General features: G+C 42.4%; 20 protein-coding genes and 2 pseudogenes. 15 read left to right on the top strand and 7 right to left on the bottom strand.

Features of this window, described 5'->3' with window-relative positions; all coding sequences use genetic code 11:
* Positions 1 to 226 precede the first annotated feature (226 nt).
* A complete protein-coding gene (locus H8R94_RS06920) occupies positions 227 to 568 on the bottom strand; it encodes a transposase (RefSeq protein ID WP_186854220.1) in 342 nt (113 codons plus the stop codon).
* Between the two features lie 379 nt (positions 569 to 947).
* On the opposite strand from H8R94_RS06920, the pseudogene H8R94_RS12445 reads away from it, so the two are divergent.
* A pseudogene (locus H8R94_RS12445) lies at positions 948 to 1,136 on the top strand (class I SAM-dependent methyltransferase); the annotation flags it as partial.
* 122 nt (positions 1,137 to 1,258) lie between these two features.
* Positions 1,259 to 2,365 (top strand): Fic family protein, encoded by a 1,107-nt coding sequence (locus H8R94_RS06910; RefSeq protein ID WP_186854219.1) that lies wholly within the window; start codon positions 1,259 to 1,261, stop codon positions 2,363 to 2,365.
* A gap of 108 nt (positions 2,366 to 2,473) precedes the next feature.
* Here H8R94_RS06910 and H8R94_RS06905 read toward each other — a convergent pair whose 3' ends face one another.
* Together H8R94_RS06905 and H8R94_RS06900 are read right to left on the bottom strand one after the other, a co-directional pair.
* Complete coding sequence (locus H8R94_RS06905) at positions 2,474 to 3,631, bottom strand: sensor histidine kinase (RefSeq protein WP_186854218.1); 1,158 nt, start codon at positions 3,629 to 3,631, stop codon at positions 2,474 to 2,476.
* Positions 3,628 to 4,308, bottom strand: a complete 681-nt coding sequence (locus tag H8R94_RS06900; RefSeq protein ID WP_022024520.1) for a response regulator transcription factor — start codon at positions 4,306 to 4,308, stop codon at positions 3,628 to 3,630. Before H8R94_RS06900 ends, H8R94_RS06905 begins: the two co-directional genes overlap by 4 nt.
* 93 nt (positions 4,309 to 4,401) lie before the next feature.
* Between H8R94_RS06900 and H8R94_RS12165 the strand changes: the two genes are divergently transcribed.
* The 3 genes from H8R94_RS12165 to H8R94_RS06890 are packed head-to-tail and all read left to right on the top strand — an operon-like array spanning position 4,402 to position 6,369.
* On the top strand, positions 4,402 to 4,545 hold the full coding sequence (locus tag H8R94_RS12165; RefSeq protein WP_009263530.1) for a CD1871A family CXXC motif-containing protein: 144 nt from the start codon (positions 4,402 to 4,404) through the stop codon (positions 4,543 to 4,545).
* The gene (locus H8R94_RS06895; RefSeq protein WP_186854217.1) at positions 4,538 to 5,425 is read left to right on the top strand and encodes a 4Fe-4S binding protein; all 888 of its coding nucleotides are present in this window, start codon (positions 4,538 to 4,540) and stop codon (positions 5,423 to 5,425) included. Before H8R94_RS12165 ends, H8R94_RS06895 begins: the two co-directional genes overlap by 8 nt.
* Positions 5,426 to 5,466: 41 nt before the next feature.
* A complete protein-coding gene (locus H8R94_RS06890; protein WP_186854216.1) occupies positions 5,467 to 6,369 on the top strand; it encodes a TlpA disulfide reductase family protein in 903 nt (300 codons plus the stop codon).
* 56 nt (positions 6,370 to 6,425) lie between these two features.
* Here the strand turns inward: H8R94_RS06890 and H8R94_RS06885 are convergent.
* Positions 6,426 to 6,569 (bottom strand): annotated as a pseudogene (locus H8R94_RS06885) (DUF6061 family protein); the annotation flags it as partial.
* Between the two features lie 289 nt (positions 6,570 to 6,858).
* Between H8R94_RS06885 and H8R94_RS06880 the strand changes: the two are divergent.
* Positions 6,859 to 7,407, top strand: coding sequence for a hypothetical protein (locus H8R94_RS06880; protein WP_118534968.1), 549 nt, complete (start codon positions 6,859 to 6,861; stop codon positions 7,405 to 7,407).
* Between the two features lie 75 nt (positions 7,408 to 7,482).
* Here H8R94_RS06880 and H8R94_RS06875 read toward each other — a convergent pair whose 3' ends face one another.
* The gene (locus H8R94_RS06875) at positions 7,483 to 7,899 is read right to left on the bottom strand and encodes an Lrp/AsnC family transcriptional regulator (protein WP_186854293.1); all 417 of its coding nucleotides are present in this window, start codon (positions 7,897 to 7,899) and stop codon (positions 7,483 to 7,485) included.
* Positions 7,900 to 7,956: 57 nt separating this feature from the next.
* On the opposite strand from H8R94_RS06875, the gene H8R94_RS06870 reads away from it, so the two are divergent.
* The 4 genes from H8R94_RS06870 to H8R94_RS06855 all read left to right on the top strand — a co-directional run bounded on the left by H8R94_RS06870 (position 7,957) and on the right by H8R94_RS06855 (position 12,378).
* Positions 7,957 to 9,300 carry an MATE family efflux transporter gene (locus H8R94_RS06870; RefSeq protein WP_186854215.1) on the top strand — a complete coding sequence of 448 codons (1,344 nt, stop codon included), beginning with the start codon at positions 7,957 to 7,959 and terminating at the stop codon, positions 9,298 to 9,300.
* 370 nt (positions 9,301 to 9,670) lie between these two features.
* Positions 9,671 to 11,065, top strand: coding sequence for a magnesium transporter (gene mgtE / locus H8R94_RS06865; RefSeq protein WP_186854214.1), 1,395 nt, complete (start codon positions 9,671 to 9,673; stop codon positions 11,063 to 11,065).
* 13 nt (positions 11,066 to 11,078) lie between these two features.
* Positions 11,079 to 11,921 carry an NAD(+) diphosphatase gene (gene nudC, locus H8R94_RS06860; RefSeq protein WP_118280578.1) on the top strand — a complete coding sequence of 281 codons (843 nt, stop codon included), beginning with the start codon at positions 11,079 to 11,081 and terminating at the stop codon, positions 11,919 to 11,921.
* Position 11,922: 1 nt separating this feature from the next.
* The gene (locus H8R94_RS06855; RefSeq protein WP_118280577.1) at positions 11,923 to 12,378 is read left to right on the top strand and encodes a GNAT family N-acetyltransferase; all 456 of its coding nucleotides are present in this window, start codon (positions 11,923 to 11,925) and stop codon (positions 12,376 to 12,378) included.
* Between the two features lie 66 nt (positions 12,379 to 12,444).
* On the opposite strand, the gene H8R94_RS06850 is transcribed toward H8R94_RS06855, so the two are convergent.
* Positions 12,445 to 13,110, bottom strand: a complete 666-nt coding sequence (locus H8R94_RS06850; RefSeq protein WP_118280576.1) for a class I SAM-dependent methyltransferase — start codon at positions 13,108 to 13,110, stop codon at positions 12,445 to 12,447.
* A gap of 246 nt (positions 13,111 to 13,356) precedes the next feature.
* On the opposite strand from H8R94_RS06850, the gene H8R94_RS06845 reads away from it, so the two are divergent.
* The 4 genes from H8R94_RS06845 to H8R94_RS06830 all read left to right on the top strand — a co-directional run bounded on the left by H8R94_RS06845 (position 13,357) and on the right by H8R94_RS06830 (position 18,643).
* A complete protein-coding gene (locus H8R94_RS06845) occupies positions 13,357 to 14,541 on the top strand; it encodes an MFS transporter (protein ID WP_118280575.1) in 1,185 nt (394 codons plus the stop codon).
* A 149-nt stretch (positions 14,542 to 14,690) separates the two neighbouring features.
* Positions 14,691 to 15,890, top strand: coding sequence for a hypothetical protein (locus tag H8R94_RS06840; RefSeq protein ID WP_118534971.1), 1,200 nt, complete (start codon positions 14,691 to 14,693; stop codon positions 15,888 to 15,890).
* 198 nt (positions 15,891 to 16,088) lie between these two features.
* The gene (locus tag H8R94_RS06835; protein WP_118280573.1) at positions 16,089 to 17,951 is read left to right on the top strand and encodes an AAA family ATPase; all 1,863 of its coding nucleotides are present in this window, start codon (positions 16,089 to 16,091) and stop codon (positions 17,949 to 17,951) included.
* A gap of 80 nt (positions 17,952 to 18,031) precedes the next feature.
* Positions 18,032 to 18,643 (top strand): hypothetical protein, encoded by a 612-nt coding sequence (locus H8R94_RS06830; protein ID WP_118280572.1) that lies wholly within the window; start codon positions 18,032 to 18,034, stop codon positions 18,641 to 18,643.
* Positions 18,644 to 18,734: 91 nt separating this feature from the next.
* On the opposite strand, the gene H8R94_RS06825 is transcribed toward H8R94_RS06830, so the two are convergent.
* Positions 18,735 to 19,931 (bottom strand): helix-turn-helix domain-containing protein, encoded by a 1,197-nt coding sequence (locus H8R94_RS06825; RefSeq protein WP_158575192.1) that lies wholly within the window; start codon positions 19,929 to 19,931, stop codon positions 18,735 to 18,737.
* A gap of 153 nt (positions 19,932 to 20,084) precedes the next feature.
* Here H8R94_RS06825 and H8R94_RS06820 point away from each other — a divergent pair, with 153 nt between their 5' ends.
* Positions 20,085 to 22,136, top strand: a complete 2,052-nt coding sequence (locus tag H8R94_RS06820) for a hypothetical protein (protein ID WP_118280570.1) — start codon at positions 20,085 to 20,087, stop codon at positions 22,134 to 22,136.
* The last annotated feature ends 24 nt before the right edge of the window (positions 22,137 to 22,160 follow it).

Raw genomic sequence — 22,160 nt, 5'->3', positions numbered from 1 at the left:
ATTTCTATCTTATAACACTTTTAACATAATAAATTTGCACAACAAACAGACAGATGCTTTCATCTGCCTTAAAAATGGTATATACTAATATTTGTTTAAGCTGCTCTATATAAAAAGCTTATCACAGACTGGGGCTTGACTTTGTGAGGGTCTGTTCTCCCAGAACGTATAGGAAGAAGCTCATGTCCGATTAGATATTCTACATCGGGTGGAGCTTTTTCTTTTTTTATTGATAGAAAGTAACAGCAAATCCGAATCGCTCGGTATAGTTGAGCTGATATGTATGTTTGTAGCCTTTTTTCTCATTTATAACAACATTAGTTGCTATAATTTCACAGAAATTATACAGAGCTATTCTTGACCATATTTCCTGCATAATATATTCTGGTTTCTTTGAATGAAAACGTGTTAGTCCTAAGGTATATTTCAATTCTCGAAAAGAGGTTTCTATTCTCCAACGTTTTGCATATAACCGTTTGATTTCATCAGAATTAAATTTATCTTGTGGCAGATTTGTAATAATGCATTCATAAGAACCTTGAGGTATTGGAAAACGTATCACTCTCATTTTCATTTCGTAAAAATTATTAAAATGCAGATCAAGATAATCAAAAGGCGTTTTCTTATCAATAACTCAGTATTTTTGGGGATTTGCTTTTACTTCATTTGTCTGCTTTTTAGTAAGCGTAACATTAACCCATTCATCAAATTCCCCACTCTCTGGAAGCATTGTAAGTTTTGAAGTTATACCATTACTTGTTATATCTTTGACACGAATTAAATAATACATTCCTTGGTGCATTGCAGGCGGCTGAAGGCGTTACAACCGAATTAATTACAAACCTGAATTCCGTTAATTTTGGTGACGCAACAACAAATGCATTTCCGGGTACATTACAGAATGGACAAAATTCAGCAAAATATGTACCATTTAATAAAATTGCACAATATTCCTGATTTGTAACGAGAGTGACGGAACGAATGCCGCAGATGAAAAATGGACAAAGATGATCAATGGTATGAAGATTTACACATCTAAACAACTTGTTGCCGCTTTGAAAGAAGCGGGTTTTACAGAGATCAAAACGTATTCAAATGCAAAAAATCATTGGATAAGTATTGTTGCAACGAAATAGCCAAATTCCAGCTTGTATATGAGATTTACAGATAGTGAAAAATAGTGTAAAAATAGTGAAATAATAATGGAAAAAAGTTTTTCTTTTGAATATAATAATATTGAAAAGGAGGACTTTTTTTCATGATTAAGGTAACTTTAACGAACGAAATATTAAAGTATATTACGGAAATCGAGCAAAACCGATATAAAGTATCTTCGATCAAGCTGTCCCAAACCGTTATGAATAAGCTGCGCAAGAACTCAAAGAAAAAAAGTACTTATGCTTCAAATAAGATAGAAGGCAATCCTTTATCAGAAAAACAGGTGGATGAGGTGATTGAGAATGATGAAAGAAAGCATTATTTGAAACCGGAGCAGGAAGTCCGGAATTACTTTCTCGCATTGAATTTTCTGGAACAAAAGATAACTAGAAAAGAGAAATTCTCTAAAAAACTTATTTTAGATGTACAGAAATTGGTAGAAAAAGGGGCATCCAAGGAAAAAATCGGTCTTAGAGGATCTATGCCGCCGGGAGTGTTATTTGCCGTATATGACTCTAAGACAGGACGGCCGGATTATATTCCCCCGGAATATTGTGATATTCCAGATCTGCTGGACGAATTGGTAACGTATGTAAATACGACAGACGATCATCCACTAATCGTAGCTGCAGTGGTACATTACCAATTAGTAACCATACATCCTTTTGAAGACGGCAATGGCAGAACCGCAAGATTACTTTCCGGTTACATTATGGATTTAAACGGATACGGATTTAACGGAATCGGGTCGTTGGAAGAATATTTTGCCTATGATATCGATGAATATTACGAATCCATCCAGATGGGACTTCCTGCATTATATTATTCCGGAAGAGATAATCCGCCCCATCCGGAAATCTGGATCAACTATTTTCTGAGGATGGTAAAGTTATACTCTGGAAAGGTTTGTGATCTGCAGATGGCTTCCAATGAGGAAGATGTTGCTGCAAGTTTATCGTTCCTGAAAGGAAAGGAAAAGGAACTTTTGAGACTTTTGATCACGGATTATAAAGGGAAATTTACACCGATTGAAGTCAGCAGGAAACTGTCAGTCACGAACAAAACAATTATTAACAGATTAGCTGTTTTGGTGAAAAATGGTTTTGTAGTTCCCATACTGGTCAACCAGAGGATCCGATCTTATGAATTAAGCAAATTTACCAGAGACAATGAAGAAGAAATCATGAAAGTTATTTTTTGCAACTGAAATAAATCGGAATTTGTGGAGAGATTTCCTGAACTTTCCTCCTGCCATTCATATGTTGTCGTGGACATAGATGGAAAAATATTAGTTGTAAATGGGGAAAATGGAACGCTACATTGAATGCTGTGCAAAAGTCACCTCGAAAATCGTTCCCCCAGTCTTGCCTGATTTGATACAAATACTGCCATCATGTACTCTAACGATTTCACGAACAAAAGCAAGACCTAGCCCTACGCCACCCAGCTCCCGGCTTCTGGATTTATCCACACGGAAGAATGGTTCGAACACTCTCTCCATAAACTCCTTTGGTATTCCGCTTCCCGTATCTTCTACAGACAGACAAACATGCTTGTTTCTCTGATATGCGGTTACTGTAACCTGTCCGAGCGGATGATTATATTTGATGGCATTCTCAACCAGATTGTATACAAGCCTGTAAATAAGGATATCACTGCCTATCATAGTGGCATCCTCACATTTTCCAATCAGCTTTATATTCTTTTCCACGGCAAGAGGCTCAAGGTCTGCCAAAACCTCTTCAACAATGGCATCCAATATAATTTTATCATCCCTTCCCACCGTCTGAAGTTCACTCATGTCAAGAAGAGTCTTTACCATCCTGTTTAATTTATCATTTTGTTCCGTAACCATTTTTATGGTCTGCAAAGTGTCTGCATCATTTCCCGGGTGAGAGGCAGAATTATATGAATCAAGCTGTACCTGCATTAACGCTAATGGAGTACGCAGCTCATGTGCTGCATTTGCAGTAAACTGTCTCTGTATCTCAAATGCTTCCGACAGACGCTCAAGCATCTTATTATAAGAAATACCCAGCTGGTTCAGTTCCTTAACATTGTTTTCCTCTATTCTTGAATCAGACAGATTCTGAGCCTGTACCTCTTCAATTTTATCTGAAAACTCCCTGATTGGTCTGAGTGCATGCCCGCTTATAAAATAAGTGACGACACCTCCCAAAAGCGCCAGCAAAACCGTGATTATCAGACTGTTTCTTTTATAGTCGGCCTTATTATTGTATACCTGAAACGAAAATTCATCCGCAAACTCATCCCACTTATCGTCCGGTATGTTGATATATATTTCATCTGATTTGTTTCCTTTTTCATCCCCCTGTGACTCTACCACATCCTGCAGAGAATCAATGTAATGCACACCATTTTTATAGACAAACATAGTCAGGCAGCCACATATAATAGCAATACACAATGTAGTAATGCACGTAAGTCTCCACTGTAGCGACATTCTTTTCATCTGTCAGACTCCTCCCGTATTTTATAGCCTTCACCTACCTTGTTCTGAATGGGATCATATCCCAGCTTCGCCTTAAGCTTTTTTCTAAGTGAAGACATATGTACCCTGATTGCTCCGCTAAAGCTGTCTGCCGTGGCATCCCACACATGCTCTATCAGCTCCTCCTGACTCACCGGCCTGCCTATATTGATAAGTAAATATTCCAAAATACCATTCTCTTTTCTTGTCAGTGGAACCGGCTCTTCCTTTGCATATGCCTCGCGTTTAATCGTATCAAACTTTATTTCTCCGCATTTAAGACATATATCATTCTGTACAAATTTTCTTCTTGTCAGGCTTCTGATACGTGCCTCAAGCTCCTGCAGATGGAATGGTTTTTCCATGTAATCATTTGCTCCTGCATCCAGTCCCTCTACCTTATCAGCAATCTGACCTCTTGCAGATAATATCAAAACCTTAGTTTCATCATTGTATTTTCTAAGCTCCTTAAGAAGTTCCATGCCATCCATCCCCGGCAGATTCAAATCCAAAACTATCAGATCATAATTCTCCGACAGTATACATTCAAGAGCCTCTTTCCCATCATAACAGGTATCCACCTCATAACCGGCAGCATACAGACTCTTTGCAACCATATCACATATTTGTTTCTCATCCTCAACAATTAATAATCTCAAAATGTTCGCCTGCTTCTTAACAATAATTTTACAACCTATATTTTATAATACCAAAGTCAGCTGGTCAACAATACAACAAAAAGGAGCAACATTATGTTGAAATACCAAAAAACATGTCAAATCATTCTGCTTATCCTTGGTGTATCCATGATAAGCTATGGTGCAGTCAGAGGTGAGGCGGCTACAGTGCTTGGTAAAGCAATAAAACTATGTCTGGAGTGTGTCGGAATTGGATAAGGAAAAGAAATTACTATCAAGAAAACTGGCAAAAGTACGTGGCTGGATACAGGCCGTAGCAACGCTGCTGACCAATATTCATATTCCAAATTTATTTAAGGGTAAAATATATCAGGGCAATGCAAAAACAGTATGCGTACCCGGATTAAACTGCTACTCCTGCCCTGCCGCGACAGGAGCCTGTCCAATAGGGGCATTTCAGGCAGTTGTCGGATCATCAAAATTTAAGTTTTCATACTACATAACCGGATTTTTTATTTTACTCGGTGTAACTCTCGGCAGATTTATATGTGGTTTTTTGTGCCCATTTGGATGGTTTCAGGATTTACTTCATAAAATCCCCGGGAAGAAATTATCCACAGCCAAACTAAAGCCTCTTAGGTACCTAAAATATGTCATTCTTATTGTTTTCGTTATACTTCTTCCGATGCTTGTAACGAACTCTATAGGAATGGGAGACCCGTTCTTCTGCAAATATATCTGTCCTCAGGGTGTTTTAGAGGGTGCTATACCGTTATCTATTGGAAATGCTGCTATCCGTTCTGCGCTGGGAAAGCTTTTTTCTTTCAAGTGTATGATTTTAATTGCAGTGATTGTACTAAGTATCTTATTTTACAGGCCCTTCTGTAAATGGATTTGTCCGCTTGGAGCAATCTACTCATTATTTAATAAGGTCAGCCTGCTCAAAATCACCGTTGATAGCAGTAAATGTGTCGGATGCGGTCAATGCTCAAAGGCATGTAAGATGGATGTGGATGTGTGTGAGACACCGGATCACCCCGAGTGCATACGCTGCGGTGCCTGCATAAAGGCCTGTCCGAAGGACGCCATCTGCTACCGGTTTATGGGAAAATCATGTCAAAAAAATGACAACAGATAACTATTAAACATTTTACTATTATTTTAAAGGAGAAATTACTCATGAAAAACAAATTATCATTTATTTCTATTTTTACACTCTGCATAGCATTATCACTTACAGCATGTGGCGTAAAGCAAGCTTCCACAACAGATTCTAAGAACACTCAGACTGAAGCCGGCTCAGAAGCATCCGGCAAATCAGATTCCAAGCTTGATGATTTATATCAGCAGGAAAATCAGCTTTTTGCAGATCACGCTGATGTGTGGAACAAGGTATTTGGCATGATGAACAAAAGTGATGCCGACCCAAACGGAAATTATGCTGATTATCTTGCCGGTACCGTAGAATCAAACAAGAATTCATTCACAGATGATGAGCTTAAAACACTTAATGAGGATATTGAAACCATACGAAAAATCGAGGAACAGATAGCAGAGCTTGAAAACAAAAATACATCATCAGACGATAACAAGAAGGACAGCTCTAATGCCTCATCTGTATTCAGTGATTTTTCCGGTGAGGATTTTGATGGCAATAAGGTTGATGACAGCCTGTTTTCCGGTAATGCAGTAACAGTCGTCAATTTCTGGTTTACCGGCTGCAAACCATGTGTCGCTGAATTATCCAAGCTTAACGAATTAAATGATGCTATCAAATCAATGGGCGGAGAAGTTGTTGGCATCAACACTGAGACCTTCGATGGCAATAAAAAAGCTATCAAAGAGGCTGCCTCTGTTCTTGAAAGCCAGGGTGTCAAATATCGTAATCTGTCAATTGACTCCTCTAGTGCTGCCGGTAAATATGCCTCAGAAATCATGGCCTTTCCAACAACTATACTTGTTGACAGAAATGGCAATATTGTAGGCGAACCAATGCTCGGCGGAATTGATAACAAGGACAACTATGATGCCCTTATGAAGCAGATTCAGTCTGTAATTGATGCAGACAGCACAAATAAATAGAGGTCTACATATAAAAAGCTCCTGTGCATTGCACAGAGAGCTTTTTTTGAACATTACTATAATGTCAAGGAATCTTCTGCATCTACCCACATCTGTAAATTCCCATCAAGATACAGTCTCGCATATTCTAGTGGTTCATCAATGGCAAGTGTGTTTAATGCACAATCTGATCCGGGTGTGGTTCTCAAATTCTTTTCTGCAAATATTGTTCTCATCGTATCTTATCTCCTTATCGTTCAATCAATTATTTGCTACAAAAATCAGAAGCATTTCAATCAGTTCACCATGTCACTTTTATTTTGTGTTATACTGTTTTATAGATTTTTCTTGGTCTCCGCTGCCGCTTCGGTCGGCACAGAGCAGATGTCCACCGGACATCTTGTGCCCTTGTATTTTCCCTTATCAGAGTTCGTAAACACTGGTGGGACGATATAACACAAGGGAAACAATAAGGGAAAGCTCAATCGGTATTTATGGAGGTAAAATAAAATGATGAAACTTGATAATTTTATTGGTATGATGACGGGACATTTTGATAATAAAGAGCAGTTTAGTATGATGCAGGCAACAGGAAAAATATATCCTTATGCTAAGCATGTAAATACAGTCTGCAATGACAAAATAAATAATATTCCTCAAGATTTTAATGGAAAATTTATTGTTGAAGAAAGTTACTATGAGACAAATGGTAACCGTCATGCATCACCGCACCTTTTCCTTATTACAGAAAATGAAGATGGAATTTTACTTTCCTCCTATGAGATTCCGGAAGGAGAAGACAAAAATACATTTTCATATGATTCTATGAAAAATGTTGATTATAGTGAACTGAAAAAATCTAAAAAGTTTAAGCCGGCACTTTATCATGAAAATGATGGCATCTGGGAGGGAGGTAGCACAAGTCAGTTTTCACCAGTAATGACCTTTAAGCTTTGGGAAAAGTTTTCTGATAGTTGTTTGGAAGTATCTGAAATTATGGAAGTTAATGGAAAGCGGACTTTTGGATACGATGATCCCATTATTTACAAACGTGTATAAGTTAAGGCGGAATTTCAGCATTAACGTATGAGTTGATTAAGTATTTGCAGTTAAATATGTGTCTTGTTCTGACTTCTATAGCCGCAACCCTTTAATATCTTTAATACGTGATAAGATCATATTGCAGCTGCAGCTGATAACGCCGGGAAGTGTATCAATGACTGTGTGCAGGAAGTGTTCCATTTCATCACTTGATGAAGCAACGGCATGTACATGCAGCTTGTCTCTTCCTGTGACACGGTAAATCTGCGTGACGGTATCATTGTTATGTAATATATCTGTCACCTGCGACAGATGGTCTGGTTTTGTCTCGATTTCAAAATAGCATGAAACAGCACCGCTGATCTTTTGAGGGTTTATTATAGTTGTATATTCTTCAATTATGCCTTTTTTCTCCAGAGCCTGAATTCGGGCTTTTACTGCCACTCTGGAAATACCGGTTTCTTTACCGAGATCAGAGTAGGAAATACGCGCATTTTGAAAACATAGAATAAATTCTGATGAAGGAAAGAATAAGTGAAATTATAAAGGCTGTGGAGGAATATGATAATGTCAAAAGATGAATATCTGATCACAGATACGCCTCTAAAAGCGTTGACGGTTTTCGCAATGCCAATGATTTTGGGCAGTTTTTTTCAGCAAATATACAATATGGCTGACTCTATCATCGTCGGCCAATTTGTTGGCTCCTCTGCACTTGCAGCTGTCGGAGCCTGTGCAGCGCTGACCAATGTTTTCATTTGTGTGGCACTGGGGGCAGGTGTCGGAGCCGGTGTGCTCGTGAGCCGTTATTTCGGTGCCAGGGAGTATGGAAAAATGAAGACCATCGTGTCAACGTCCTTGTTTAGTTTTTTAATTCTAAGCATAGTTCTTGGTGTTTTTGGCTTTTGTTTTTCACACTCGATGATGAGGGCATTACAAACCCCTGGCGATATACTGAATGATGCAGTGTTATATCTACGGGTTTATTTTGTGGGCTTTCCGTTCCTGTTTATGTATAACATTCTTTCCAACATGTTTACTTCCATTGGTGAATCAAAAATTCCATTGGGACTTCTGGTATTCTCGTCAATCTTAAATATTTTTATGGATCTTTGGATGGTGGCAGGACTTGGTCTAGGTGTGTTTGGTGCAGCCCTTGCAACTCTTATAGCACAGGGGATTTCGGCGGTGTTTTCACTATTCCTTTTCCTTAGCCGGATGCATCGATATAAAAGTCGCTTTGATTGGTTCGACAGGCGGGAACTACATTCCATGCTTCAAATTGCTGTACCTTCGGTTCTTCAGCAGTCTACCGTGTCCATCGGTATGATGATCGTACAGGCTGTCGTAAATCCTTTCGGTACACAGGCACTTGCGGGGTATGCGGCGACGATGCGGGTAGAGAATGTTTTTTCATTGATATTTGTATCCATTGGCAATGCGGTTTCCCCATATGTTTCCCAGAATCTTGGTGCAAAGAAAATGGAACGGATCAAAAAAGGATATCACGCTGCACTGGTGTTAGATGTATGTTTTGCAGTTCTTGCTTTTATAGTCATTGAAACATTGCATACGCAGATTTCCTCGCTATTCCTTGGTAAAGATGGAACTGCCCTGGCTTATCAGGTATCTGAGGGTTATATGAGATGGCTCGGTTACTTCTTCATCTTTATGGGAATCAAAATGGCAACCGATGGGGTTCTTCGTGGTCTTGGAATCATGCGCCCGTTCCTTATTGCAAATATGGTGAACCTGGCGATCCGCTTGTCGGTTGCTTTGATTTGTGCACCTCGTTTTGGTATTGTATTTGTCTGGCTTGCTGTACCAGCAGGTTGGTTTGCAAATTTTTTGATATCCTATGTGGCTCTTCGGAGAGCATGGCCAAATGATAAAGAAGTGCAATCCCGATAGCCTAAAGTAATTTAAAATCGGAACTTGGAGGAGATTCTTATTTATGAAAAAAGGAATAAACAAATCAATCTTATTCATCTAAAGGAAAAATAACTTGAACTGGGTCCGGGATGGTGCTATAATCAGCGCGGAAAAGTTTATGAGTTAAAGGAGGCGAAACATATGGACAGTTGTGATAGTCGAAGTTCAAGTACATATAATGATGGATCTGGACTTACACGCTATTTCAAATGTCTGTAGGTGCGCCATTTTTGAAATACAAGATAAGCCTTGATCCATCGTCAGAACGAAATCACAACTTTAGTTTGTGTAACGTCTGAGTTACGATGGATTTTTTATGCCCTTTTTTAGGGGAAGAAGGAGGCTTATGATGAGAAAAGAAGTATTAAAAGAACCAACTTTTGAAAAAGAGATTGCCGTTATGATCCGGGTATCCAAGTCTATGGATGAAATGCGGGAACAACTCAGGGCTTATCATGATAATGATATAGCGCAGAGTCTGAAATACCTAAACCGCGCAGAGCGCAATCTTTTATACAGCGGGCTGGATGCCAAGTGGCTGGCAGAGATCATGTCCTATGTGGATGATCCGGCACCTTATATCGAGGAGATCGGCATAGACAAACTGGCGGAGATCATCAATGAGATGGAGGCGGATGATGCCGTTGATCTCTGGGAAGACATTGACGAGAGCGTAAAGGTCAAACTCCGTCCTATGCTGGATGATGAGAAGACAATGGATATCCTTCTCATCAATTCCTATGATGAGGATGAGATCGGAAGCCTGATCACGACCAATTATATCCGCATCAAACAAAATCTCAGTATCCGTCAGGCTATGCACGAATTGGTGCAGCAGGCAGGGGAAAATGATAATATCACGACCCTTTATGTGGTAGATGACCGGGGGCGTTTCTGTGGTGCGATCGACCTCAAAGACCTTATCGTTGCGCGGGAAAACGTGGCGCTGGATTCACTGATCAGTTATGCTTATCCCTATCTGCTGGACCATGAAAAGATCTCCGATAGTATCGAAAAGATCAAAGATTATGCGGAGGATTCCCTGCCGGTCTTAAATAAGGATAAGAAGATCATTGGTATCATCACGGCGCAGGATGTAGTCGAGGCTGTGGATGACGAGTTGGGCGAGGACTATGCAAAACTGGCTGGTCTGTCCGCAGAGGAAGACTTAAACGAGAGCACCAAAGAGAGTATTAAAAAACGTCTGCCATGGTTGATCATCCTTTTGTTTCTTGGTATGGGTGTATCCACAGTTGTCGGAGCCTTTGAGGGTGTCGTCGCCGTCCTGCCGGTCGTGATCTGCTTTCAGTCCCTGATCCTTGACATGGCGGGAAATGTCGGCACGCAGTCGCTTGCGGTTACGATTCGTGTCCTGATGGATGAACAGTTGAGCGGCAAAGATAAGATCCGCCTGATCGGCAAGGAAATGAAAGTTGGATTCTGCAATGGGTCTTTGCTGGGGATCATGGCTCTGGTTTGTCTGGGAATTTACATCAGCCTGTTTAAAGGCTATCCGTTTGCGATGGCAATGCTCATTTCCGGCTGTGTTGGTATCGCACTGATCGTAGCGATCGTGATTTCCAGTCTGGTGGGAACGCTGGTGCCGATCCTTTTTCACAAGATCAAAGTGGATCCGGCAGTGGCATCCGGTCCGCTCATCACGACGGTCAATGACCTGGTGGCAGTAGTGACTTACTATGGTTTGGCATGGCTTTTGCTCTTGCAGGTATTTAAAATAGCATAAGATCGGAGAATTTATGATACAGGATATTTACCCACATCAATTAAACAACCATTATGATCCGGGCGTACAGACGAAAAAGGAAGATACGCTGCTTTGCATTGTAAATGGCAGGATCTTAGTGGAGGAGACTTGTTTTGAGGAAAACGAGTTGCGGTTTCCAAGAGTCAAGGATCTGGCAGACGAGTATGTTGCTGACATTCGCTATCTCTTTGCCATAGATGATAGCAGGTATTTTCTGTGCGACCATCTTTTGGAGCAAAAAGACATACCGGAGGGCTATGCCTATGTGGATGAAAAGAGTCTGCGAAAAGAGGGCATAGGACCGGACGAGGCACTTTTTGCAGCAGTGACCGGCAAGCATCTGGCAGACTGGTATCGGGACACGAAATTTTGTGGAAGATGCGGGCATGAGATGCAACATTCCAAAACGGAGAGAGCCATGGTCTGTCCTGCCTGCCACTACACCGCCTATCCGCGCATTATGCCGGCGGTGATCGTTGGGGTGACCAATGGAGACAAATTGCTCATTACCCGCTACCGAACCGGCTTTCGCTACAATGCCCTGATCGCGGGCTTTACGGAGATCGGCGAGACCATGGAGGAAACCGTGCAAAGAGAAGTGATGGAAGAAGCAGGCATCCGGGTCAAAAATATCCGCTACTATAAGTCGCAGCCGTGGGGAACCGCCAATGATATCCTGCTTGGCTTTTACTGTGATGTGGACGGAGACGACAGAATCACCATGGATCCTGAGGAATTAAAGTACGCCGAGTGGGTGCAAAGAGAGGACATTGTCTTGCAGCCGGGCGAGTTCAGCCTGACTAATGAAATGATGAAGAGGTTTAAGGAGAATTAACATGAATGATACACTGGAAATCCGTGAAGCACGGGCGGATGAGATCGCTCTGGTGCAGGAACTGATCCGGGAGATGGCAAAATATGAAAAGCGCCCGGAAGATATGACGGGGACACAGGAATCCTTGTCTTACTGGCTTTTTGAGCGAAAGATCGCGACGATCCTGCTCTTGGAATATGAGAAAAAGGTCATCGGCTATGCCATCTATTATCCGGTCTTTGGATCCTTTGCTGCCTGTGGCGGCATACATTTAGAAGATCTTTATATCAAGGCAGAATACCGTAAGCATGGATTTGGCAGATACTTTTTTGATGCGGTCGCAAAGAGAGCAAAGGCGGAGGGCTATAGCAGGATGGAGTGGTCCTGTCTGGATTGGAATACGCCATCGCTCGCTTTTTATGAGAAACTGGGGGCAGCCTATGATAGCGGAAGAAAGTATTTAGAACTGCCTTTGTGATTTTTCCATCTTTTTGAGTTCCGGTAACACGGTACAGAGCATGGTGATAAAGCCCGCGGTTCCTAGTTATGGTTCCGTTTCAAAGTCAATGCGTTTCATTTTGCGTGCGACTAAGTGAGCGCGGAAGCCTTTTTGTTTTTCCATGGTAAGAACCGTAAAACCGGCGTTTTCAGCCATAGCGGTAAATTCGGTAGCCTTGAGGATTTTCACATCGCCATGTCCGCACAGATTTGCCAAAGGCATTTCGATATGGTTCATGAGCCAGACCACAAAATCAGAGGAAGTATAGTCCCGCAAGATCAGGCGACCGCCCCTGCGCAGGACGCGGTAGGCGCTGCTGAAAAAGTTCTGCGGGTTCGGGTAATGATGGAAGCTATTGGAGCAGATGATCGCATCAAAAGTTCCTTCATCAAAAGGCAGATTTTCACTGTCGCCGACCAGAAACTCCGTGTTGGAGAGATTTTTTGCCTGTGCGACATGGATCATCTCAGGCGTAAGATCCAGTCCGACATAGTGTTTGTCCGGGTATTTGTCATGGAGCAGTTCGAGCATGGGACCGGTGCCGCAACCGCAATCGAGGACATCTGTAAATGCCTCCTTTTCCAGTTCTGCCAGGATCGGAGGATAATCATCCTTGCACATTTCATAAATACCGGCGTGTCCGCTGTCATAGACTTTGGCTGCCTCAGTAAATTCTTTGATGGAAAGTTTCTTATATTCTTCCGGTGTCATCAGACCATCTCCTTATGCATTCTTTTGGTTAGTCATTACTAACTAAAAGTAGCATAGTTTTTCCCAAATGTCAAAAAATGCTTATATTATATAGGGAATATCTGCCGGATGGAGTCCAGTGGGTGTTCCGGGTCGCTGGAAAGGGCAGCGCGCATACATGAACGGACTGACGACAGATTCTGTTGTTAATTTTAAATTGCGGTTCTTATTTTAAAATGATAGGATGTTTGCGAGGAGAAAACAGAAATGAAAGACAAATATCAAAATACAATGTATGCCTGCTTTGTGGGATATATCGTGCAGGCGATCGTAAATAACTTCGTTCCCCTATTATTTTTAACTTTTGAAAGTTCTTATGGAATACCTTTGAGCCAGATTACTATGCTGATCACCTTCAATTTCGGTATCCAACTCTTGGTGGATCTTTTATCGGCAAAGTTTGTCGACAAGATAGGATATCGGGTGTCGATCGTAATGGCTCATATTTTTGCTGCGCTTGGTCTGGCAGGACTGGTGGTATTGCCGGATCTTTTGCCAAATGCCTTTGCCGGGCTTTTGATCGCCGTGGTCATTTATGCGATCGGCGGCGGTCTGATCGAGGTTCTGATCAGCCCGATCATGGAGTCCTGTCCGAGTGAAAATAAGGAAAAGGCAATGAGTCTTTTACATTCCTTTTATTGCTGGGGGCATGTCGGCGTGGTACTGCTATCCACCCTCTTTTTCTGGTTTTTCGGCATTGCAGACTGGAAGATCTTAGCCCTTTTATGGGTCATTATTCCGGTCTGCAATGGCATCCTTTTTTGCAAGGTGCCGATCGCGCCATTGATCGAAGAAGGGGAAATAGGTATGTCCCTGTGGGAACTGTGTAAAAATCGTATCTTCTGGATCTTGATGCTTATGATGATGTGTGCCGGGGCCAGTGAGCAGGCGGTCAGTCAGTGGGCATCCACCTTTGCGGAGCAGGGCTTGGGCGTGAGCAAGGCGATCGGAGATCTGGCAGGTCCGATGTCATTTGCCATCCTGATGGGAAGTGCCAGAGCATTTTACGGCAAGTTTGGTGACCGGATCGATCTGGATAAATTTATGCAGGCGAGCAGTCTGCTTTGCATTGTTTCCTACTTGTGCATTTCGCTCTCACCGTCGCCACTCTTTTCTCTGATCGGCTGTTCCTTGTGTGGACTGTCTGTCGGTATCATGTGGCCGGGGACTTTCAGCAAGGCATCCGCGGCATTGCGAAATGGCGGAACTGCCATGTTTGCCCTACTGGCGTTAGCGGGTGATGTCGGCTGCTCCGGTGGTCCGACACTCGTCGGTTTTGTCACAGGTCTGGCTTCGGATGATCTGAAAAAAGGAATTCTGGCGGGGATCATCTTCCCGATCCTGCTCATTGTGGGGATTGTTTCCTTGAAGAAGGCGAAACGCTATGCTTAAGCATTTAGGATAAAAAGGACATAGACAACATGCCATGGTTGGGATAGAAGCAGACGGAAAGAACTTGCAAGGATCCCGGGTTAATGAAATCGCACCATCCGCCGATATGTATGTTACAGAGAGAGGGAGCGGAAAGGCGGTGCGAAAATATGAGGATAGCAAGCAGCAATGTGGCGATGGCATCCAGCCATCAGGAAACAAAATTTTCCTACAAACAGTCTATGACCATGGAGGCGGCAGCATCCAAAAATCTTGCAGGGGCAATTTTTACAAAATCCGAGGAAATGGACGGGGCAGATTACCGGACCAGTATGCTGGAATATAAAAAGCAGCAGGAGCAGGAAGCCGCGCAAAAGCGCAAAGAAAATGAAGAACGTTCCGCAAAGGAGATGCTGGAGCGGACCAAGAGCACAAATAGGACCAACGGAAGCGGACGCTTGGAAATGTCTGATCAGTACAAGATCAAACTGGAGATGATCAAGCGGATGTTTGAACTTTTGCGTCAGGGCAAGAGCCTTATGGATTCCGGGCTTGCCACTTCGGATTCCAACAATGTATTGGATCTGCGTTCTCCATTTTACCGCAATCAGGATATGGAAAGTTCCTGGAGTTCAAGCGGCAGTGATGGTAGCAGTATGGGATCAGAACTTCCGGTGATCGGGACGACGGGCAGCGGCACCATCTGGCAGAGGGTGACGGCGACTTCCGGTTTCTATACCGAGGCAGAGTCTACGACCTTTGCAACCAGCGGAATCGTGCGTACAGTAGACGGCAGGGACATCAATTTTAATATGGAGGTCTCCATGTCGCGGGCATTTACGGCAAGTATCAACAGTCTGGAAGTGGAGTCTTACATCAAGACAGATCCTCTGATGATCAATCTGGATACGGATATCGGCAGTGTGTCCGATCAGAAATTCTTCTTTGATCTGGATACGGATGGCAAAGAAGAAGAGATTTCTTTTGCGGGCAAGGGCAGCGGATTTCTGGCATTGGACCGCAATGGCGATGGAAAGATCAATGATGGATCCGAATTATTCGGAACCAAGAGCGGAGACGGCTTTAAGGATCTGGCAGCCTATGATGCGGATGGCAATGGCTGGATCGATGAAAATGATGCCATTTTCTCCCAGTTAAAGATCTGGACAAAAGATGAGGACGGCAAGGACAAACTGATCAGTTTAAAGGATGCAGATGTTGGTGCCATATATCTTGGAAATGCGGATACACAGTTTTCTTTAAAGGATGACGACCATAAGTTAAATGGCGAGATCAAAAAGACAGGAATTTACCTCCACGAAAGCAGTGGCGAGGTAGGCACCGTTAATCACGTAGATTTGATTGTATAACGTATTCCAAAATGGAATGAGAGGAGGGCAAAGAGAATTGCTCTCCTTTTTTGGCGATCATGATGTTATATTTCGCAAACCGCAAACTATAATGATTATTCCGCAAACTGTAAATTGATATATTGCGGAAAGTGAGGTATAATTTGCGATATAAGGATATAAACTAGTGTTATATAAGATTGAGACGGAGTGAGCATTATGAAAACCTGCAAGGAAATTGCAAAAGAATGGAAGATGTCGGAGCGTAGCATAGCAAATTTATGTAAACAGGGACGTATTGCTGGTGCTGCAAAAGTCGGTAAAAGTTGGCAGATTCCAGATGATGTGGTTCGACCTGTAGACTTGCGTCGAAGGGAAACAACAGTAGAAAATAATGGCAAATCTTACAGGAAGAAACCTCTTCCTATCGGCATTTCTGATTATGTAAGAGCACAGGCAGAATATTATTATGTCGATAAGACCATGCTGATTAAAGAATTTATTGATCGTAAGCCACTTGTTTCGTTGTTTACCAGACCAAGGAGATTCGGAAAGACCTTGAATATGGATATGCTTCGTGTTTTCTTTGAAATATCAGAGGAGGATACAAGCATTTATTTCAGGGACAAGGAAATCTGGCAGGCAGGAGAAGATTATACCAAGTATCAAGGGAAATATCCGGTGATTTTTCTGACCTTTAAAGATGTTAAATTTGATTCATGGGATGCCACGATGGATAAGATCCGCGGACTTTTACAGGATGAGTTTGGAAGACATAGTCAACTTCTGACAAGTGAAAAACTAGAGGAATATGAACGTGATTATTTTCGGGCAGTTTTACAGGGGACAGCAGGAAGCGTGGAATTGACCGCAGCATTGGAGAATCTTTCCAGAATGTTGCATAAGCATTATGGCATTGCCCCAATCATTATTATTGACGAATATGATATCCCGATCCAAGAGGGCTATGCTAAGGATTTTTATGAAGATATTGTTGGCTTTATGCGCAATTTCTTCTCTGGGGCTTTTAAGGACAACAGGAATCTTTCATACGGATTTTTGACAGGAATTTTACGGATTGCGCAGGAGAGTATCTTTAGCGGACTCAATAATCTGACAGTCAATTCTGTGATGGATACAGAATATGATAGGTTCTTCGGCTTTACGGAAAGTGAGGTTGACAAGATGCTGTCATATTATGATGTGGCGGAGAAAAAGACTGAGTTACAGGAATGGTATGACGGCTATCTGTTTGGTGATACAGAAATCTACAATCCATGGTCGGTCATTAATTATATTGCAAAGGGATGCAGACCACAGGCATATTGGGCAAATACAGGTAAGAATGAGATACTTGCGGATGTTTTGCGGGAAGCAACAGATGATATTACGGAAAGATTGTTTGCACTTTTGCAAGGAGAAACGGTATTGGCATGTATCAATCAAAATGTTGTCTATCGTTCACTAACGGAAGAGCCGGCGAATGTCTATAGCCTGTTGATGGTTGCCGGATATTTAAAGGCGGTCAAAAAGGAATTACAACCGGACGGAGCATTTATGTGTCAGATTTCGATTCCCAATAAGGAAATTGCAGCGGTATATAAAGGAGAGGTTCTTTCACATTTGCTACAAGTGGGACTTATTACACAGTCTACAGCAAATAAAATCGCAGAAAGTCTGTATGTAAATGATATGGCGAAACTGCAAACCGCAATTATGGAATACATGAAAAAAACGATCAGTTTCTATGATGCAGGGGCAGAAGGGTTCTATCATGGCTTATTATTAGGCTTGATGGCTTTATTAGACAATCAATACAAGATACGTTCCAACCGGGAAGCGGGTGAAGGTCGTTATGACATCGGGTTGATTCCAAAAGAGAAAAAGTATCCGGGCATTATCATGGAACTCAAATGGGCAAGAGATCTTTCAGAGAGGGAATTACAAAGTCTTTCGGAAAAGGCATTAGTACAGATTGATTCGAAACATTATGCGGATGAAATGAGAAATGAGGGAACGAAGGAACTGATGAAATTAGGAATTGCTTTTTCTGGGAAGAAAGTTATAGTAACTGCAGGGTAAAACGGACGGTAAACTACATTTTTCATGCTTTCTGCCGATATAAAAGGTAATGACACTATAATCGGCAAAAAGGAGAAGGTATGGAATTAGGAATCAACGACATCAGAAATACGCAAAACATTCAAAATTTAAAGAGCGCAAAGCGGCAGGACGACAGTTTCGCAGATACGATCCAGTTGCCGAACCGCGATATGAGCGGCGGACATGCGCCATATGATTATCTGGCAAAAGATGGAGAAATCAATTACAATGGCGTTATCTTCCGTCTGGATACGAAGCAGAACCAGTTGCATCTGGGAGATACGTCGGATAAGTCTAAGTGTTTAAATATCCAATTATCTGGTGGGGGATATTTGGTTGTTAATAAAGATAATTTAGGGCAGTTGTCTGATGTGATCGGCATGTTTAATGCCAAAGACCAGTTCCTGATCTTAAATGCCCTTATGATGGAAAGAAAGATTAAGGAAACCAAGGGTGAGATCGAAGAAGCAGACTCCATCATGATCGGTGGAAAGGCTTATACGCAAAAAGAGTGGGATCAGACCATCGACCGTTTTGATGAAGCCGAGGAGAATTTGCAAGAGCAAGTAGATCAGGCGGAGGAAGAAGCCGCACAAAAGGCAATGTCCGAAAGTGATATCCATATCGCCTATGAGCGCATGAGAAAACCGAGAAGGGATAAGACAGCATAGAAATCTATATAACAGTAAAAAATTATAATCTTCCATAAAAAAGTGCATCCATATCAGGGTGCACTTTTTGTATCCAGTAAAAATGAGTTTCTTAGATAGCCTCCTGCTTATTCTTCCACTCCAAGGGTGTCATGCCACTGTATTTTTTAAAAGTATTACAAAAATAGGTAACGGATGAAAACTGTAGCATATCCGAAATCTCCGTTGCAGAGTATTCTCCGCGTTCCAAGAGATATTTAGCTTCATTTATCTTGCAAGCGGTCAGATGCTTGGTAATGGTGGTGCCGGTGGCTTTTTTGAATTCGCTGCAGACATAAGAATTACTAAAGCCAAGGGCATCTGCAATTCGCGTGGTGGACAGTTTTTCGTAAATATGTGATTGGATATAGGCGTTGACCTGATTGGCGATCATGGAATTGGTGTGCAGGGTCTTTAATTTACGTACTTCTTCCGTGTAGTGAGTGGAAAACTGGTAAAAGAGATAGTTCAACTCATTGACATTCTTTGCGTGAAGCAGTTGATCAATATAGTAGTCGGATATGGTATTGACAGTTGCAAGATCTGATCCCTCAGCGCGGGCAACGCGGGATAACATGGTGTTGGCACCAAAGATGTAACCCCGGCGGAGTTCCAGGTCAAAGTTATCCGGTTCATTGCCGGAGGAGTCCAACAGGATAGCATTAAAAAAACCAACCAGTTCATCTGTCTTGCCATGTCTTACACAATCTACAATATGGTCTTCTACATAGGCAGATTGTGCTGCATTTTTGTCTTGATCTTCGTCGTTTAAAATTACCGGGAGTTGTGCTGGGACGAGATGTTCCCAAGTAAAAGAAATGCTGGAAATTTCCGGCGCAGTACAATGGTTTAGCAGCAAATACAAAAGAGATACATGGTGCCGCAGTTGTGGCACGTCAATATGTTGGATCAAGTTCAATTGCTGACGGAAGTCCATGGCATCTCTTTTTTCTTGTCCTAAGCGCGCCAAGATGGCTTTTGCCTGTTTTAGGGTGCAATCTGTAAGCAGGAAGGGACCAAAAAGTAGAATTTCACCGGTTTCTTGAATTCGCAGTCCTCCAAAATAAAGATTTTCTCTTGTTGTAGTAATCCAGGTATCCGGGAGTTCCTTTGGCAGACTGGACAAAAGATAGAGAGGAAGATTATATAACTGGATCTGTGCGGCAATATTGGAACTGTAGCGGATCTCCTGCTCATAAAAGATATGGATGGGGATGCCGGTGGCAAGCGTATATTCATCTAATTCCTGTCTGGTCAAATTTTCTAACATATGGGTGCCTTCTTTCCATAGCGCTTTTTCTTGGAATATATCATAAAAAATTATCAACAACAAGAAAAAAATGACATAATCAAAAATTTTCATATGCTATCTTTTTTTTACAAGATAACGTTATTGAAAACCATTTCAAAGGAGTGAAGAAAGATGGAAGATAAATTATATGTACCGGCAGAAGATCCGTATTTCAGAGATCCATACATTGATGTTGAGGAATGGCGCGATACGCCAGTTCGTCATTATTATGTGCATGGTGGATTCCATGGTACGGATATCAATGGCGAAAGTGAGGCGCGATTTGCCTTATATTTCCCGGAAAAAGAGAAATATGAGGGTAGATTTTTCCAGTATTTGTCTCCGGCACCGGAAAGTGAAAATGCGACAGAAAGTCAGACGGGCGAGGATAATAAAATTGCCTTTGCACTCACACATGGAGCATATTTTGTGGTTTCCAATCAGGGCGGATTTATGTTAGGAGGAGACTCCAGCCGCCTTTATAAGGTCAGTGCAAATACGGCAGAGTTTTCGCGAAAAGTTGCAAAACGCATTTATGAGGCAGAGGAGAGACCTTATGGTTATGTCTTTGGCGGCAGTGGCGGGTCTTTCAAGGTTATGGGCTGTATTGAGGGAACGGATGGCGTTTGGGATGGAGCGGTTCCTTATGTGATGGCAAATCCAATGGCAGCACCAAATGTCTTTGCACCGCGTATGCGTGCAGTACGTCTGCTCGGCGAAGAAGGTATGCAAAAAGTCGTTACAGCGCAGGAGCCCGGCGGGAGCGGTGACATCTATGAGGGCTTAAACGAAGACCAGAAGCAGGCGTTAAAAGAGGCGACCAGCATGGGATTTCCACCCAAAGCATGGTTTGATTATCCATATATGGGAGACGGTGCACTCATGGTACTGGTTCCGGCAGTTTATCAGATGTTTCCTACTTACTTTAAGGATTTCTGGGAAAAGGAAGGCTATGAAGGGGCAGACCCTGAGAGTAATGAGGCTAGAGCCCATATGAAACTTGTGACGACAGTGGAGCATTTGGACTATGACTATGCGGAACCGGAATTATCAGAAGAAGAAAAAAATACGGTGGATACCAGTTGGCTTAATACAATCCTTGGTGGAGAAAAATTACCGCATATATATTTGAAGGATGCAATACCGGCAGATACCTATACCTATCATTGTCGTTTTAAAGTCTTAGATGGTGCATGTGCAGGAAAGGAAATCAATATTAGCAGTATAGATGGGAATATGCTGGAACTCCATCCGGAGAACGACGGCAAGCATGAAAATCCTTTCAAAGAGTTGAAGCCGGGAGATCAGGTTATGATTGACAATGGCGATGCTATTGCCATGCAGTGTTTCCACAGACATCAGTTGCCGGACGAGACTTATGATGTGTATGATCAGTTTCGCAATGAGGACGGCAGTCCGAAATACACACAACTGCCTATGCTGGTGGCACCAATGACAGCCATCAGTGGTGCAGGACTGATGCCGACGGGAAATATCCATGGCAAGGTAATCGGCATATGTTCCATGATGGACGAAAGTGCCTGCCCATGGCATGGAGACTGGTATCGCAAGGCGATCGGACGCTGTGGTATTGATGAGCAGGACCATTTCCGCCTCTACTATCATGACAATAGTATCCATGACGATCGTGCGGGTTATCTGGACGATCCGCAAAATCAGGTAGATTATTTAGGAACTCTGCATCAGGCACTCTTGGATGTGGCTGCATGGTGTGAAAAGGGGATCGAGCCGTTTGATACCATGAATTATACCTATGCAGACGGACAGATTACTTTGCCAAAGGGGGCAAAAGAGCGTGGCGGCATGCAGCCGGTTGTATCAGCAGTAGTAGAAAATGCAGCAGGACAAAGCGACTATGACGGCAAGGTGACCAGAGCAAAAGTCGGTGAAAACATATGCTTCAAGGCAGTGATCGAAGTTCCGCCCAAGGCTGGAAAAGTAACACATGCAGCATGGGATTATGAAAAGACAAATGACTGGTCCAATGATGAGGTCATCGAGGCAGTGGATGATACTACATACAAGATTGAAGCAGACCATGTATTCACCAAGCCGGGTATCTATTATCCGGTTATCAAGGTGGCAAGCAACCGTCATGGCGATGCCGGCGACATCTTCACCCAGTGCAAGAACTTAGATCGTGTGAAGGTCATTGTAGAGTAGATTTACCATAAGAGAAGGAAGGGT

Origin of the sequence: Roseburia lenta (assembly GCF_014287435.1) — a bacterium.
GTDB classification, from domain to species: Bacteria; Bacillota; Clostridia; order Lachnospirales; family Lachnospiraceae; genus Pararoseburia; species Pararoseburia lenta.
This window is presented reverse-complemented; position numbering and strand designations above follow the sequence as displayed.

Bases quoted from the DNA above. Each gene is read 5' to 3' on its own strand.
- H8R94_RS06825 (WP_158575192.1), bottom strand. From the start codon at position 19,931: ATGTTAGAAAATTTGACCAGACAGGAATTAGATGAATATACGCTTGCC.
- H8R94_RS06920 (WP_186854220.1), bottom strand. From the start codon at position 568: ATGAGAGTGATACGTTTTCCAATACCTCAAGGTTCTTATGAATGCATT.
- H8R94_RS06870 (WP_186854215.1), top strand. From the start codon at position 7,957: ATGTCAAAAGATGAATATCTGATCACAGATACGCCTCTAAAAGCGTTG.
- H8R94_RS06850 (WP_118280576.1), bottom strand. From the start codon at position 13,110: ATGACACCGGAAGAATATAAGAAACTTTCCATCAAAGAATTTACTGAG.
- H8R94_RS06910 (WP_186854219.1), top strand. From the start codon at position 1,259: ATGATTAAGGTAACTTTAACGAACGAAATATTAAAGTATATTACGGAA.
- H8R94_RS06820 (WP_118280570.1), top strand. From the start codon at position 20,085: ATGGAAGATAAATTATATGTACCGGCAGAAGATCCGTATTTCAGAGAT.
- H8R94_RS06880 (WP_118534968.1), top strand. From the start codon at position 6,859: ATGATGAAACTTGATAATTTTATTGGTATGATGACGGGACATTTTGAT.
- H8R94_RS12165 (WP_009263530.1), top strand. From the start codon at position 4,402: ATGTTGAAATACCAAAAAACATGTCAAATCATTCTGCTTATCCTTGGT.
- H8R94_RS06905 (WP_186854218.1), bottom strand. From the start codon at position 3,631: ATGAAAAGAATGTCGCTACAGTGGAGACTTACGTGCATTACTACATTG.
- H8R94_RS06830 (WP_118280572.1), top strand. From the start codon at position 18,032: ATGGAATTAGGAATCAACGACATCAGAAATACGCAAAACATTCAAAAT.
- H8R94_RS06855 (WP_118280577.1), top strand. From the start codon at position 11,923: ATGAATGATACACTGGAAATCCGTGAAGCACGGGCGGATGAGATCGCT.
- H8R94_RS06840 (WP_118534971.1), top strand. From the start codon at position 14,691: ATGAGGATAGCAAGCAGCAATGTGGCGATGGCATCCAGCCATCAGGAA.
- mgtE (WP_186854214.1), top strand. From the start codon at position 9,671: ATGAGAAAAGAAGTATTAAAAGAACCAACTTTTGAAAAAGAGATTGCC.
- H8R94_RS06845 (WP_118280575.1), top strand. From the start codon at position 13,357: ATGAAAGACAAATATCAAAATACAATGTATGCCTGCTTTGTGGGATAT.
- H8R94_RS06890 (WP_186854216.1), top strand. From the start codon at position 5,467: ATGAAAAACAAATTATCATTTATTTCTATTTTTACACTCTGCATAGCA.
- nudC (WP_118280578.1), top strand. From the start codon at position 11,079: ATGATACAGGATATTTACCCACATCAATTAAACAACCATTATGATCCG.
- H8R94_RS06835 (WP_118280573.1), top strand. From the start codon at position 16,089: ATGAAAACCTGCAAGGAAATTGCAAAAGAATGGAAGATGTCGGAGCGT.